Annotated in this window: 14 protein-coding genes and 1 pseudogene; 9 read left to right on the plus strand and 6 right to left on the minus strand. The window is 70.7% G+C overall.

Translation table 11 applies throughout. From position 1 onward, the window contains the following. The first annotated feature begins 10 nt into the window (after positions 1 to 10). The 9 genes and pseudogenes from CVV72_RS13825 (at position 11) to CVV72_RS13865 (ending at position 7,284) form a co-directional block, all read left to right on the plus strand. Positions 11 to 574 (plus strand): SIS domain-containing protein, encoded by a 564-nt coding sequence (locus CVV72_RS13825; RefSeq protein WP_219152820.1) that lies wholly within the window; start codon positions 11 to 13, stop codon positions 572 to 574. Then, positions 571 to 1,929 (plus strand): PfkB family carbohydrate kinase, encoded by a 1,359-nt coding sequence (locus CVV72_RS13830; RefSeq protein ID WP_219152821.1) that lies wholly within the window; start codon positions 571 to 573, stop codon positions 1,927 to 1,929. Before CVV72_RS13825 ends, CVV72_RS13830 begins: the two co-directional genes overlap by 4 nt. After that, the gene (locus tag CVV72_RS13835; RefSeq protein WP_219153950.1) at positions 1,929 to 2,615 is read left to right on the plus strand and encodes an SDR family oxidoreductase; all 687 of its coding nucleotides are present in this window, start codon (positions 1,929 to 1,931) and stop codon (positions 2,613 to 2,615) included. The genes CVV72_RS13830 and CVV72_RS13835 overlap by 1 nt, the downstream gene beginning before the upstream one ends. Continuing rightward, positions 2,606 to 3,550 carry a glycosyltransferase family 9 protein gene (locus CVV72_RS13840; RefSeq protein WP_219152822.1) on the plus strand — a complete coding sequence of 315 codons (945 nt, stop codon included), beginning with the start codon at positions 2,606 to 2,608 and terminating at the stop codon, positions 3,548 to 3,550. The genes CVV72_RS13835 and CVV72_RS13840 overlap by 10 nt, the downstream gene beginning before the upstream one ends. After that, complete coding sequence (locus CVV72_RS13845; RefSeq protein WP_219152823.1) at positions 3,543 to 4,853, plus strand: UDP-glucose/GDP-mannose dehydrogenase family protein; 1,311 nt, start codon at positions 3,543 to 3,545, stop codon at positions 4,851 to 4,853. The genes CVV72_RS13840 and CVV72_RS13845 overlap by 8 nt, the downstream gene beginning before the upstream one ends. Then, on the plus strand, positions 4,850 to 5,461 hold the full coding sequence (locus CVV72_RS13850) for a flavodoxin family protein (protein WP_219152824.1): 612 nt from the start codon (positions 4,850 to 4,852) through the stop codon (positions 5,459 to 5,461). The genes CVV72_RS13845 and CVV72_RS13850 overlap by 4 nt, the downstream gene beginning before the upstream one ends. Before the next feature lie 66 nt (positions 5,462 to 5,527). Continuing rightward, positions 5,528 to 5,884 (plus strand): hypothetical protein, encoded by a 357-nt coding sequence (locus CVV72_RS13855; protein ID WP_255632687.1) that lies wholly within the window; start codon positions 5,528 to 5,530, stop codon positions 5,882 to 5,884. A 225-nt stretch (positions 5,885 to 6,109) separates the two neighbouring features. Then, a pseudogene (locus tag CVV72_RS13860) lies at positions 6,110 to 6,658 on the plus strand (DUF6766 family protein); the annotation flags it as partial. 62 nt (positions 6,659 to 6,720) lie between these two features. Next, positions 6,721 to 7,284, plus strand: coding sequence for a hemerythrin domain-containing protein (locus tag CVV72_RS13865; protein ID WP_219152825.1), 564 nt, complete (start codon positions 6,721 to 6,723; stop codon positions 7,282 to 7,284). 65 nt (positions 7,285 to 7,349) lie between these two features. On the opposite strand, the gene CVV72_RS13870 is transcribed toward CVV72_RS13865, so the two are convergent. From CVV72_RS13870 to CVV72_RS13895, 6 genes are read right to left on the minus strand one after another with little or no spacing between them, the layout of a single operon-like run. Next, positions 7,350 to 8,039 (minus strand): PhoU domain-containing protein, encoded by a 690-nt coding sequence (locus CVV72_RS13870; RefSeq protein WP_219152826.1) that lies wholly within the window; start codon positions 8,037 to 8,039, stop codon positions 7,350 to 7,352. Beyond that, positions 8,036 to 8,773 (minus strand): metallophosphoesterase, encoded by a 738-nt coding sequence (locus CVV72_RS13875; RefSeq protein WP_219152827.1) that lies wholly within the window; start codon positions 8,771 to 8,773, stop codon positions 8,036 to 8,038. Before CVV72_RS13875 ends, CVV72_RS13870 begins: the two co-directional genes overlap by 4 nt. Beyond that, positions 8,770 to 9,579, minus strand: coding sequence for a BON domain-containing protein (locus CVV72_RS13880; protein WP_219152828.1), 810 nt, complete (start codon positions 9,577 to 9,579; stop codon positions 8,770 to 8,772). The genes CVV72_RS13875 and CVV72_RS13880 overlap by 4 nt, the downstream gene beginning before the upstream one ends. Next, positions 9,576 to 10,631, minus strand: a complete 1,056-nt coding sequence (locus CVV72_RS13885) for an NAD-dependent epimerase/dehydratase family protein (RefSeq protein ID WP_219152829.1) — start codon at positions 10,629 to 10,631, stop codon at positions 9,576 to 9,578. The genes CVV72_RS13880 and CVV72_RS13885 overlap by 4 nt, the downstream gene beginning before the upstream one ends. A 28-nt stretch (positions 10,632 to 10,659) precedes the next feature. Then, positions 10,660 to 11,694: an FUSC family protein gene (locus tag CVV72_RS13890; protein ID WP_219152830.1), complete on the minus strand. Its 1,035-nt coding sequence runs from the start codon at positions 11,692 to 11,694 to the stop codon at positions 10,660 to 10,662. After that, positions 11,694 to 13,058 (minus strand): aldehyde dehydrogenase, encoded by a 1,365-nt coding sequence (locus CVV72_RS13895; RefSeq protein ID WP_219152831.1) that lies wholly within the window; start codon positions 13,056 to 13,058, stop codon positions 11,694 to 11,696. Before CVV72_RS13895 ends, CVV72_RS13890 begins: the two co-directional genes overlap by 1 nt. Between the last annotated feature and the right edge of the window lie 36 nt (positions 13,059 to 13,094).

The following is a 13,094-nucleotide window of genomic DNA, read 5'->3' on the forward strand; positions in this document are numbered from 1 at the left end:
GAGGTGTGTCGTGATCGAAGAACACTTCGCAGCATTGAGCGAGGCCGCCGGGAAGTCCGTTTCCTGGTCGCCGAAGATCCGTGGCTGGGGTGAGCAACTGGCCACCGTGCTGTCCTCCGGCGGACGGCTGCTCGCGTGCGGCAACGGCGGGAGCGCCGCCGAGGCGCAGCACCTCACCGGTGAACTGGTGGGCCGGTTCCGCAACGACCGGCAGCCGTTCTCAGCGATCGCCCTGCACGCGGACACCTCCGCCGTGACGGCCATCGTCAACGACTACGGCGAGCACGAGGTCTTCGCCCGGCAGGTGCGCGCGCACGGCCGCTCCGGCGACATCCTCGTCTGCCTTTCGACCAGTGGAGGGAGCCAGAACGTCGTCGCGGCCGCGAAGGCCGCGCACGAACTCGGCATCACCACCTGGGCGATCACCGGCCCCTCCCCCAATCCGCTCGCCGCGCTGTGCTCGGACGCGATCCCGGTGGAGGCGCCGTCGATGGCCACCGTGCAGGAGGTCCATCTCGCGCTGGTGCACGCCCTGTGCACCGCGTTCGACGGCGCGCTGGGGGTGCCCACGTGAGGCCGCTGGTCGTACTGGGCGACGCCCTGCTGGACGTCGACGTCGACGGCACGTCGGACCGGCTCTGCCCCGACGCGCCGGTCCCTGTGGTCGACCTCGCCCGCGAATGGCGGCGGCCGGGCGGCGCGGGGCTGGCCGCCTTGCTCGCGGCCCGGTCCACCGCCGAGGTCGTCCTGGTCACTCCACTGGGTGGGGACCAGGCGGGCCGGACCCTGGCGGGGCTCCTTGAGCGCGAGGTCAGGGTGGTGCCGATGCCGTTGTGCGGCACCACCGTCACCAAGACGCGTGTTCGCGCCGCCGGGCAGTCGCTGGTCCGTCTCGACAGCGGTGACGGCCGGGCGGAGCACTCTCCGCTCACCGCCGGCGTCCGTGAGACGCTGCGTTCGGCGGGCGCGATCCTCGTCGCCGACTACGGCCGCGGCGTGACCGGCCATCCGGAGGTCCGCAGGCTGCTCGCCGAACTGGCGGACACGATCCCGATCGTCTGGGATCCGCATCCCCGCGGAGCGGAGCCCGTGGCGGGAATCCGGCTCGCCACCCCGAATCTCGCCGAAGCCGAGCAGCTCACCGAAGCCCGCGCCGACGCCGAGGACCTGGCGAAGCAGGTGCACTCGCTCTGGAACGCCGACGCGGTGTGCGTCACCACGGGTTCGCAGGGTGCGGTGCTGACCGAGGGCGGCTCGTGCACCACGTTCCGGCCGCCCTCGGGCGTGGTCGCCAAGGACACCTGCGGCGCGGGTGACCGCTTCGCCTCCGCGGTCACCGCCGCGCTGCTCGACGGGGCGTCCACCGCCGACGCGGTGGCCACCGGGGTCCAGACGGCGGCGCGGTTCGTGGCCACGGGCGGCGCCGCCACTTTGTCCACTGTGGACAACGAGCCCCGGCTGGAGACCGCGTACCACGGCGCTTCGGCGTTCGACGTGGCCGCGCGGGTCCGCGCGCGAGGCGGCAGGCTCGTCGCCACGGGTGGCTGCTTCGACCTGCTTCATCCCGGCCACGCCAGTCTGCTCCGGCAGGCTCGCGCCTTGGGCGACGCCCTGGTCGTCTGCCTCAATTCCGACGCCTCCGTGCGCGGCCTGAAGGGTCCGGGGCGGCCGATCGTGACCGCCCGGGACCGCGCCAGGCTGCTCACCGAACTCTCTTCGGTCGACGCCGTCGTGGTGTTCGACGAACCCGATCCCGCCGCGGTACTCGACCGCCTCCGCCCCGACGTCTGGGTCAAGGGTGGCGACTACGCGGACATGGAACTCCCCGAAAGCACCGTCGTGCGCGGGCACGGCGGCGAGATCGTCCTGATCCCGACCATCCGCGGCTATTCCACCACCCGGCTGGTGGCCGCGGCGGAAGGAGCATGATGCGCCCTCTCGGCAACGTCCTGATCACCGGTGGCGCCTCCGGACTCGGTGCCGCGACCGTCGAAGCCGTCCGTGAAGCGGGTGGCACGCCCCTCGTCATCGACCGCGCCGAACCCGCGTCCGACGTCGCCTTCGTCCAGGCCGACCTGGCCGATTCCACCGCGGCCGCGAACGCCGTGGACGAGCTCGCCGAACGGGCGGGCGGGATCGACGGCGTCTTCACCGCGGCGGGGACCGACGCGTGCGGCGCGCTCGACGAAGTGTCCATTGAGGACTGGGAACGGGTGGTCCGGGTCAATCTGCTCGGCACGGCCGCGGTCGTCCGCGCTGCGCTGCCCCATCTGCGGCTGAGCCACGGCACCGTGGTGACCTGCGCGTCGACGCTGGGGCTGCGGGTGGCCGGGGACGCGAGCGCCTACTGCGCCTCGAAATTCGGCGTCGTCGGCTTCACCAGGGCACTCGCCATGGAACTGGCGGGCCGGGTCGGGGTGACCCTGCTCGTCCCCGGCGGCATGCACACGGCGTTCTTCGACGACCGGGCCGAGCGGTACAAGCCGCCGCCGGACGCGAAACTCAACCAGCCCGAGCACGTCGCGGCTTCGGTGGTGTTCGCGCTGTCCCAGCCGCCCGGCTGCGAGGTCCGCGAACTCGTGGTGTGCGCTTCGGAAGAGGGGTCGTGGCCGTGACCAGTGGCATCCTCGTGCTGCGCGCCCTCGGCCTGGGGGATCTGCTCACCGCGATTCCCGCGCTGCGGGCACTGCGCCGCGCCTTCGACGGAGAGCGCCTGGTGCTCGCCGCACCCGACAAGCTGCGCGACATCGTCGAACTGATCGACGCGGTGGACGAGCTGCTCCCGACGGCCGGGCTGGGCGAACTGTCCTGGCCCGGCGAGCCGCCGCGGCTGGCGGTGAACCTGCACGGCCGCGGCCCGGAGAGCATCCACGACCTGCTCGCCCAGGACCCGCTCGAACTGATCACGCACCGGCATCCGGACTTCCCCGGCGTCGACGGCCCGGACTGGCCCGCCGAAGCGCACGAAGTCGACCGCTGGTGCCGTCTGCTGGAGGCCGCCCGCATCCCGGCCGACCGCGGTGATCTCGCGCTGCCACCGCCGCCCGGCCCCAGCCCTGCGGCGGGTGCGGTGGTGATCCATCCCGGTGCCGCGTTCGCCGCCCGGCGCTGGCCGCCGGACCGGTACGCGCGGGTGGCGCGGGCGCTCTCCGGAAGTCACCGGGTGGTCGTCACGGGAAACGCGGCGGAAGCACCGCTCGCGCGCGAGATCGCCGAAGCGGCCGGGCTGCCGGCCGAGTCGGTGCTCGCCGGCGACGGGCTCGCCGAACTGGCCGCGACCGTGGCCGAAGCGCGGCTGGTCATCTGCGGCGACACCGGTGTCGGGCATCTCGCCACGGCGTACGGGACGCCGTCGGTCCTGCTGTTCGGGCCGACCCCGCCGAAGCTGTGGGGCCCGCCTCCCGAGGCCCGGCAGCACACCGTCCTCTGGGTGGGCGACGTCGGCGATCCGCACGGCGAAGCCCCGGACCCGGGGCTGCTGCTGCTACGCGAGGAGCGCGTTCTAGCCGCGGCCGAAGGCCTGCTGGCCGCGGGGGCATCCCGTGGGTGACCGGGTCGGGGTGATCGGCGCCGGCTACGTCGGGCTCACGAGCGCCGCGTGCTTCACCCAGCTGGGGCATCAGGTCGTCTGCGTCGACAACGATCGGTCCAAAGTGGACGCACTGCGGCGCGGCGAGGTCACCATCGTCGAGCCGGGGCTCACGGAACTCGTCCGCGACGGCTTAGGCTGTGGACGGCTCCGGTTCACCACCACGCCGGACGAACTATCCGATGTGGACTTCGTACTGCTCTGCCTGCCTACTCCGGAAGGGAAGGACGGCGCCGCCGACGTCCGGGTGCTGGAGCAGGTCGTGGCCACGCTCCCCGGCCTGCTGCGGCCAGGCTGTGCCGTCGTCACCAAGTCCACCGTTCCGGTCGGCACCGGAACCCGCCTGGCGGAGCTGCTCGGGCGGCCGGATCTGCCCGTGGTGAGCAATCCCGAGTTCCTCCGCGAGGGGCACGCCGTCGAAGACTTCCTGCGGCCCGACCGGATCGTCCTCGGCTCGGTGCCGGAGAACCGGGCGGCCGCCGAACGGGTGGCCGCGTTGTACGGCGAGACGAACGCGCCGGTGTGGTTCACCGATCCCGCCAGCGCCGAGCTCGCGAAGTACGCCAGCAACGCGTTCCTGGCGCTGAAAGTGTCCTATGTGAACGTCCTCGCCGAACTGTGCGAGCACTACGGCGCCGACATCCGCGACGTCGGGCGGCTCATGGGGCTCGATTCCCGGATCGGTCCCGCCTTCCTCGTGCCAGGCCCCGGCTGGGGCGGCTCGTGCCTGCCCAAGGACACCGCCGCGCTGCTGCGGACCGCCGACCACGCGGGCGTCGACTTCGGCATCCTGCGTGACGCCATGAAGGCCAACGCGCGCCAGCGGGCGGCCGTCGTGCGGAAGATCCGCCTCGCGATCACCGGGGTTTCGGACGGCTCGCTCTCGGGCATCCGTATCGGGTTGCTCGGACTGGCGTTCAAGGCTGGGACCGGGGATCTGCGCGAGTCCCCCGCACTCGCGGTCGCGCGGGAGCTCGCCAGGAGCGGCGCGGTGCTGACCGCGTACGACCCCGGCGTCGAGGCCGCCGAACCGGACATCGTCCAGGTCGTCGACGACCCGTACCTGGTCGCGAAGGACGCGGCGGCGCTGGTGGTGCTCACCGAGTGGCCCGAGTTCCGCGAGCTCGACTGGGAACGGCTCGCCGCCGCCACCGAGCGCGCCGTCGTCGTCGACGCCAGGAATCTCCTGGATCCGGCGGCCGTCGGCGAAGCGGGCTTCACCCATACGGGGCTCGGTACCGACCCGAACAGGAGGACAGGATGACCCAGCCGTTGAAGGCCCTCGCACTGGTGTGCTCGCTCAAGCCGTCTCCCGCGCCGTCGAGCAGTGCGCTGATCGCCCGGCAACTGCTCGACGAATTGGCCGGGCACGGCGCCACGGGTGAACTCGTGCGCGTGGTCGACCACGACGTCAAACCCGGCGTGGAAGGCGACATGGGCGACGGCGACGCCTGGCCGGAGATCCGCCGGAAGATCGCCGCGGCCGACATCCTGCTGATCTCCACGCCGACCTGGGTCGGCCACATGTCCAGTGTGGCCCAGCGTGTGCTGGAACGGCTCGACGCCGAACTGTCCGAAACGGACGAAGAGGGCAGGCCCGCGATGTTCGGCAAGGTCGGTGTCACCGCCGTCGTCGGCAACGAGGACGGGGCGCACAAGATCACCGCCGACCTGTTCCAAGCCCTCAACGACATCGGTTTCACCGTGCCCGCCCAAGGGGGAACCTATTGGAACGGCGAGGCGATGAAGGGCGGCGACTACAACGATCTCGACGAATCACCCGAAGCGGTCGCCTCGACCAACGCGACCCTCGCGCGCAACGCCGTCCACTTGGCGAACCTGTTGCGGGAGAAGCAGTACCCCGCTTCCTGATGCCAGGTGTGAACGACGCCACAGCCGGGTACCCCGTTTCCGTGATCGTCAAAACGCTGGCGTTCGGTGTGTGCCTCCTGCTCGCCGGGCTGTACCGGAGCGAGCGGGCAAGAGCCGGCGAGAGAAGCCGCCGCGCGGTTCCTCAGCGCGCTCGCGTCGGGTGATCACCGCGCGGCGTGCGCGCTGCTGGCGCCCCGGGCCCGGGAGTCCTGGGCACCCGAGAGCTGCGAACGCGGCCTGGCGGGCGCGGACGTCCCGGACGGTACACCCGGAACGGTCTCGGTCTGGAGCGAAGAAGCCCAGGTGAAAACCGCCCGCGACACCCTCTTCCTGCACGAATCGTCCACCGGCTGGGTGATCACGGGCGCGGGCTGCCGCCACCGGAACGAACAGGTCTACGACTGTGCGGTGGGTGGACCGTGAAAGCGCGCCCGGTGTTCACCGTCTATCTCGTCTTCGTTGTGGCCGTCCTCGGCTATTGCGTCCTACTGGGCCTGCTCCACCGGTGAAGGAGGCAAATGATGCGGCGCTTTCTCCGTGACAACGCCCTCTCGCTGGCGTTCGGGCTGCTGTTCCTGCTGAGCCTCCGCGGGACAGGCGTTCGCGGGCCTCTCCGCCTACAACGACCGGCGGCTCAGCCATGCCGCCGAGCCGATCGGCCTGCTCGACTACCTGGCATCCGCGGATTTCGCCGTCGACGTCGCCGAAAACTGGCAATCGGAGTACCTGCAGTTCTTCCTGTACGTGTTCGCGACCGTGTGGCTGCTGCAACGCGGCTCCCCCGAATCGAAACCGGCGGGGCGGGCCGGGCTGGAGACGGACAAGGAGCAGCAGATCGGCAGGCATTCGACGGCCGACTCCCCGAAATGGGCGAAAGCGGGCGGCTGGCGCACGGGAATCTTCTCGATGTCACTCGGATTGGTTATGCTGGGACTGTTCCTGCTGTCCTGGCTGGCCCAGTCCGTGGCCGGGATGAGCGCCTACAACGCCGAACAGCTCACCGAATTCGGTGATCCGGAGTCGTGGTCCGGCTATCTGGCGTCGGCGGACTTCTGGAACCGCACACTCCAGAACTGGCAGTCGGAATTCCTCGCCATCGGCTCGATGGCGGTGTTCAGCGTGTATCTGCGCCAGCGCGGCTCCCCGGAATCCAAACCCGTGGGCGCGCCGCATCACGTCACCGACGAATCCGGGTGATTGAACCGGGGGAAACGGGTATCCGTGCGGCGTCGGACTGACGACCACGGACAGGAGTGTCCATGACCACCACCACGAAACACGACCTCGTCTCGGTGATCACCGAGGACCACCGCGCCTTCGAACGGATCTTCAAGGAACTCGAGTCCGGCAAGGGCGGTGATCGGCACCGCAAGGACCTCGCCGACCACGTGATCGCCGAACTCGTGCGGCATTCGATCGCCGAAGAACAGCACATGTACCCGGCTGCACGGAAACACCTCCCCGATGGCGACAAGGTCGCCGATCACGAGATCGAGGAGCACGCCGAAGCCGAACGCGTGATGAACGACCTCATCGGTCTGGAGCCGGCGGACAAGCGCTTCGACCAGCTGGTCGGCAAGCTGATCGAGGACGTCCGGCACCACATCGAAGAGGAGGAGAGCGACCTGCTGCCGAAACTGCAGGCCGCCTGCTCGCCGGAGGACCTGCGGGAGCTGGGTGAGAAAGTGTTACGGGCCAAAAAGATCGCCCCGACGCGGCCGCATCCCGCCGCGCCGGACCGGCCGCCGGCGAACCGGATCCTGGCGCCGGGGACGGCGTTCATCGACAAGATCCGGGACGCGCTGACGGACCGCGCCACCTGAGCCCGCCCGTTCGCAGAGGTCCGTGAAGGCCTCCTTGAGGGACTCTGGGTCCCTCAAGGAGGCCTTCACGGAATGGCGCCGGTGGGTGACTCGGCAGGAACATCCCGCACGGAAGACTCGGGCAGCTCTCCCGTCAGCGCGAAGTCCACCCGCCGCGCCACCGAAACCGCCTGGTCCGCGAACCGCTCGTAGAACCGTGCCAGCAGCGCCACCGAGATCGCGGGCGCGATGCCGTGGGGCCAGTCCGGCTCGGTGACCAGCGTCATCAGTTCCTCGTACAGCGCGTCGACACGCTGATCGGACTGGGCGAGCGAGTGGAAGACCTCCGCGGTCGGTCCCTCGATCGCCGCGCCGAGGTCTTCCGCCATCGAGCAGGCGAGCCCGGCCATCTCGCCGAACCGGCCGGCGAGCGCGTCGGGGACGGCGAATTCCGGCGCTCGCGCGGCCTGGTCGGCGATGTGCTGGGCGAGGTCGCCCATCCGCTCCAGCCGGTCGGCGCAGTACACCGCCGCCAGCACGGTCCGCAGGTCGCGCGCGACCGGCGCCTGCAGGGCGAGCAGCTTCTGCGCGGTCTGGTCGCACGTGGTCCGTGCCGCATTCAGTTTCGCCTCGACCGCCGCGAGTTCGGCGGCGGCTTCGGCATCCCGGTCGAGGAAGACCCGGTTCGCGAGGCGCAGTTCCTCGCAGGCCATCCCGCACATGTTCGACAGGAGCTCGCCGAGGACGCTCAGCTGACCGTGGAATCGATCCCTCATGTCAGCACTTTCGCAGGTTCGAGGACGTACGTCGCGTATGCCGCGCGGATCACCGGCTGGGCGACATTGCGCACGGGGACGCCGCCCGGGCTGACACCTTGCTCGCTGCCGTAGTGCGCGTGCCCGTGCACGGCGAGTGCCACCTGGGCGTCGTCGATCGGCTCGCACAGCAGGTACGACCCCAGGAACGGGTGGATTTCGGGCGGTTCGCCGTGCAGGGTGCCGGGGATCGGCGAGTAGTGCGTCAACGCGACGGTCACGTCGGGCTGCTCGTGTTCGAGCCCTTCCAGCGCGGTGCGCAGGCGCTTGGCGGCCGCCATGGTGTGTTCGACGAAGTCTTTCATCTCGCGTTCGCCGAACCGGCTCGCGCATTTGCCCGCGAACCCGCCGCCGAAGCCCTTCACCCCGGCGACACCCAGCTTCCCACCCTCCAGTTCCAAAGTGGTGGCCGAACCCTCCAGGACGGTGATCCCGCTTTCCTCCAGCAGCCCGCTGACCGCTTCCGCCTCGTCCGAGTGATAGTCGTGGTTGCCGAGCACCGCCACCACGGGGACGTCGAGCCCGGCGAACTCGTCGGCCACGACCCTCGCCTCTTCGACGCTGCCGTGCCGGGTGAGGTCGCCCGCGAGCAGCAGCACCTCGGCGTGTTCGGCGATGTTGTCCAATGCCGGCCGCAGCAGGCCCCGGTTGTCCTCCCCGAGGTGGACGTCCCCGACCGCGGCGACCCGGATCACCGGATCTCCTCGGCGTGCGACGGCTCGCGGACGTCCGCCAGCCGGACGTCGTTGTGCACCAGCTCGGCCGCGATGTGATCGCAGACGACCGCCTCGATGTCGGCCTTGCGGTTCGCGCACGGGACCTCGCCGCTGAGCCGGACCTGGTCGCCGCGCACGGTGACGTGCACGCCGAGTTCGGCGGTCCTCGGATCCTCCGCCAGCGCCTTGGTGAGCCTGGCGACCAGGTACTGTGGCGCTTCCTCGGGCATCGGAAGCTCCTTTCCGTCGATGATGGACAGAGCCGCGAGCAGGGTCAGGAAAGACCAGGCGTACGGCGATTCGGCGGTCTCCTCGGCCACGCGGTGCCAGTCGACCTGCTCGCGGAGGTCACGGGCGATCCGCAGCAGCGGCCCGAAATCGCAGCGGTGCGGGCTGAGCACGAGCATCTTGTCGACGAGCAGATCGGTCCCGTTGAGCACCGGGGCGGCGGTCGCCCCCACCCGCATCAGCGACGCGCGGTCGAGCATCTCGTCGGTGACCGGCCGGTGATTGGGCCGGAAGATGAGGTCGACGAGACAGTCGCCGTCGTAGACCTTGGTGAGCCAGTCCTCCGGCGGATGCACCCGTCTCAGCCCCGCGGCCACCAGCGCCTCCGCCGCTTCCTCGATGTCCTCGTGTTTGAGGAAGAGATCGACGTCGTGGTCCGACGGCGGGCCGCCCCGCGCGTACACGGCGAGACCGCCCGCGACGGCGAACCGCACCGAAGTTCCGTCCAAAGTGGACACCACTTTGGTCAGCGTGTGCAGCAGTTCCTTCTCGTTCACGGTCGCTCCCCCACTCCGGTGGCCAGTTCGTGACCCCGGCCGACGTCTGCTTTCAGCGGTTCGGTCGGGAAACCTTCGCCTTCCCGCAATCCCTTGAGGAACGCCTCGATCGCGTCCTCCGACGAGTATCGCGGCGTCCAGCCCAGCTCTTGCCTGGCGCGCGTGCAGTCCATCACCGGGAGATGCAGGACCGCGTCGAAGAGCCCCGGCGTGGCCGGAATCAGGTGCAGCGACCAGGCCGCCGCGAGCGCGTTCCGGACGAAGGCGGCCGGGACCTTCACCGGCCTGGCGCCGAAGATCCGCGCCAGCGCGCGGGTGTCCAGCACCGGGTCGGCGGCGATGTTGAAGGCGCCCTTGACGTCTTGGAGCGCGCAACGGCGGTAAGCGTCGGCCACGTCTTCGGTGTGCGCGGTCTGGATCCTCAGCTGCGGGATGTCCGGCAGGATCGGGACGAGCGACGGCCGAAGCAGCTTGCCCGGAACGAGCGGCCCGCCGAAAAGGCGGCGCTGTTCGGGCGCCGCGGCCTTCTGGAAGAGGAATCCCGGGCGCACCCGGACCACCCGCATCCGTGGATGACTACGGTCGAAAGCCTCGAGAACCCGCTCGACATAAGCCTTTTCCCGGGTGTACGCCGCCTTGGGCGAGCCGTGCGTCGGCCAGTCCTCGGCCACCGGGTGATCGTCGTCCCTCGGCGAGTACGCCCCGATCGAGGACGCGTACACCAGCGACGGCACCCGCATCGCCTGCGCGGCTTCGAACACCCGGATCGAACCCAGCACGTTGGCCCGCCAGGTGACCTCGGGCCGGTGTGTGGGCTGGAAGAGCCAGGCCAGATGGATCACCACGTCGGCGCCGTCGAACACGGCCCGGAGATCGTCGCGGGCGACATCGGCGGTGACGAACTCGGTCTTCGGGCTCTCCCAGCGGCTGGGGCGCCTCGCCAGTCCGACGATCGAGCCGACCTCGGGGTCCGCACCCAGCGCGCGTACCACCGCCGTGCCGACGTTACCGGTGGCGCCGGTGACCACGATCCGCTTGCCACTGTCGCTCATGGGTACGGTTACCCGCCGTCGCCCCGGCTTAATCGGCGCGGATCCGCTGGACGAGGCGGCGAGCGGGCAACGCCATCGCCCCCAGTCCGATCGAGGTGGCGACCTCGTCGGTGGGCGTGACGAGCAGGTGGTCGATCTCGTCGAGCAGCCTGCCGCACCGATCCAGTTCGCCCGCGTCGCCCGAACGGACGACCTCGGCGAGCGCTTCGAGCAGGTCACCGATCACCCCGCGCGCGTACTCGCCGGGATGTCGGAACGGCTGTTCGCTCCGGGCGGCCTCGTTCACGGCGTCGATCAGCTGGGCGAGCGGCTGCCACAGGGAGATGAGGTTCGGCAAAGGTTCCTCGTGGATCTCACGCCTTCCGCGGAGATTCAGGTATCGGCCCTCCCGGGTCCAGCCGATCGCCTCTTCCGCCTCCGCGGCCAGGCTGCGGACGTCCTGCAGACGGTCGTCCAATGCGTCGGCCGCCTCGCCACCGCGGACCACTTCCGCGGTCTCGTCGAGGAGGTCGGCGATCGCCGCGGCCAGCCGGGAGGTCGCCGCCCGCAGGCGTTCGCCGTGCAGCGGCGGCAGGATCACCGCGTTGAGCACCGCGCCGATCGCCGCGCCCAGCGCGGTCTCCAGCAGCCGGTCGGCGAGCAGGACGGGTTCGGTCGCGTTGCCGTAGGAGATCAGCAGCATGCCGGTGATCCCGACCCAGACCCCGGAATCGCCGAACCCCCGCCATGAGCCGATGAGCAATCCGACGAAGATGACCAGCCCGAGCGCCACCGTCACCGAGGGGACGACCTGACCGGCGCCCGCCGCGAGCAACACTCCCACGCTCACCGCACCGACCTGCTGCGCCCAGCCGCGCAGCGAGCGGTAAACGGTGGCCTGTACCAGGAACACCGCGGCGTACGGCGCGAGAAAGGGCTGTGGCAGCCGCAGCACCGACGTCGCGACGATCCACGCGATCACCGCCGCGGCCGTGGCCTTCGTGGTCTGGATGAGACTCCGGCGTTCCTCTCCCGGAACCCGGAATGCCCGGGCGGCCCAGGCGAACGGCGCCGTCCAGCGCATCACGGGCCCGGGGGCGCCAGGTGGACGACCTTCGTCTGGGTCATCTCGTCGAGCAGTTCGGGCCCGTAGCCGTAACCGCTGCCGCTGGCACCTCGCGGATGAGCGGATCCCCCGGGCGCACCGCCGAAGACGTTGTTGATCTTCACGGTTCCGACCGGGAGTTCGCGCCAGGCCCGCTGCGCGTGCGCCATCGAGGACGTCAGCACCGTGGCGGCGAGACCGTGCTCGCCGTCGGCGGCCTGGCCGAGCCCCTGCTCGAAGTCCGCGACCACCGTCACCGGCGCGACCGGGCCGAACGTCTCCTCACGGAGGATCCGCATCCCGGAGGTGCATCCGGTGAGGACGGTCGCCGGGTAGAAGGCACCGGGACCGTCCGGCACGACGCCGCCCACGAGCGGATCGGCGCCTTGCGCGATCGCCTCCGCGACCTGCGCGTGCACCCCTTCGCGGTGACGCCGGTCGACGAGCGGGGCCAGCCGGCGCCTCCCTGCTTCGGCGACCAGTGCGGTGAGGAAGGCGTCCGCGACGTCCTGGTGCACCAGGATCCGTTCGACCGAGACACAGATCTGCCCGGAGTTGGCGAAGGCTCCGGTCGCCGCCTGCTCGGCCGCCCAGACCGGATCCACCCCGGCGTCGACGACGAGCGGATCGTTGCCGCCGTTCTCCAGCAACGCCTTGGCGCCGGTCCGCGCCGCACTCGCCGCGATCGAACGGCCCGCGACGGTACTGCCGACATGAGCGATGACGTCGACGTCAAGGTGGGCCGCGAGTTCGGCACCGACGCTCCCGTCGCCCTGCACGGTCTGCAGCATTCCCTCGGGAAGTGCCTCCGACAGCACGTTCCCCAGCCAGGCGCCGGTGTGCGGGCAGCGTTCGCTCGGCTTGTGCACCACCGTGTTGCCGGTGACCACCGCGGCCCCCAGCAGCCCGCAGGCCACGGCGACGGGGTCATTCCACGGCGTCAGCGCCACGACCACGCCCCGCGGTTCGGGCACCATCAGGTCGGTCGCCGACGGATCGCCCAGCAAGGACCGGCCGCGGTGGACCGGGCCCAGTTCGGCGTACTGCTCCAAGGTCCCGGCCCCGGCCAAGACCCCTTCCTCGGCCTCGTCGCGAGGCTTTCCGGTCTCGCTCTCGATGAGGACGGCGAGTTCGCCCGCGCGCTCCCGGAGCGACTTGGCCGCGTCCTTCAGCGCGATTCCGCGTTCGGCCGCCGGTGTGACGGCCCAGGCCGATGCCCGCCGTTTCGCCGTGGCGATCGCCGTTTCGACGTCGCCGGGGGTCGCCACCTTGACGCTGCCGACGAGCCTGTCGTCGGCGGGGTCGCGGATCTCCAGCACGGCAGGCCGCTCCACCGTCGTCATTCGCACCTCCTCGAAGTTTCACTGCGCGCCGGTTAC

The organism is Amycolatopsis sp. TNS106 (assembly GCF_019330265.1).
GTDB classification, from domain to species: Bacteria; Actinomycetota; Actinomycetes; order Mycobacteriales; family Pseudonocardiaceae; genus Amycolatopsis; species Amycolatopsis lurida.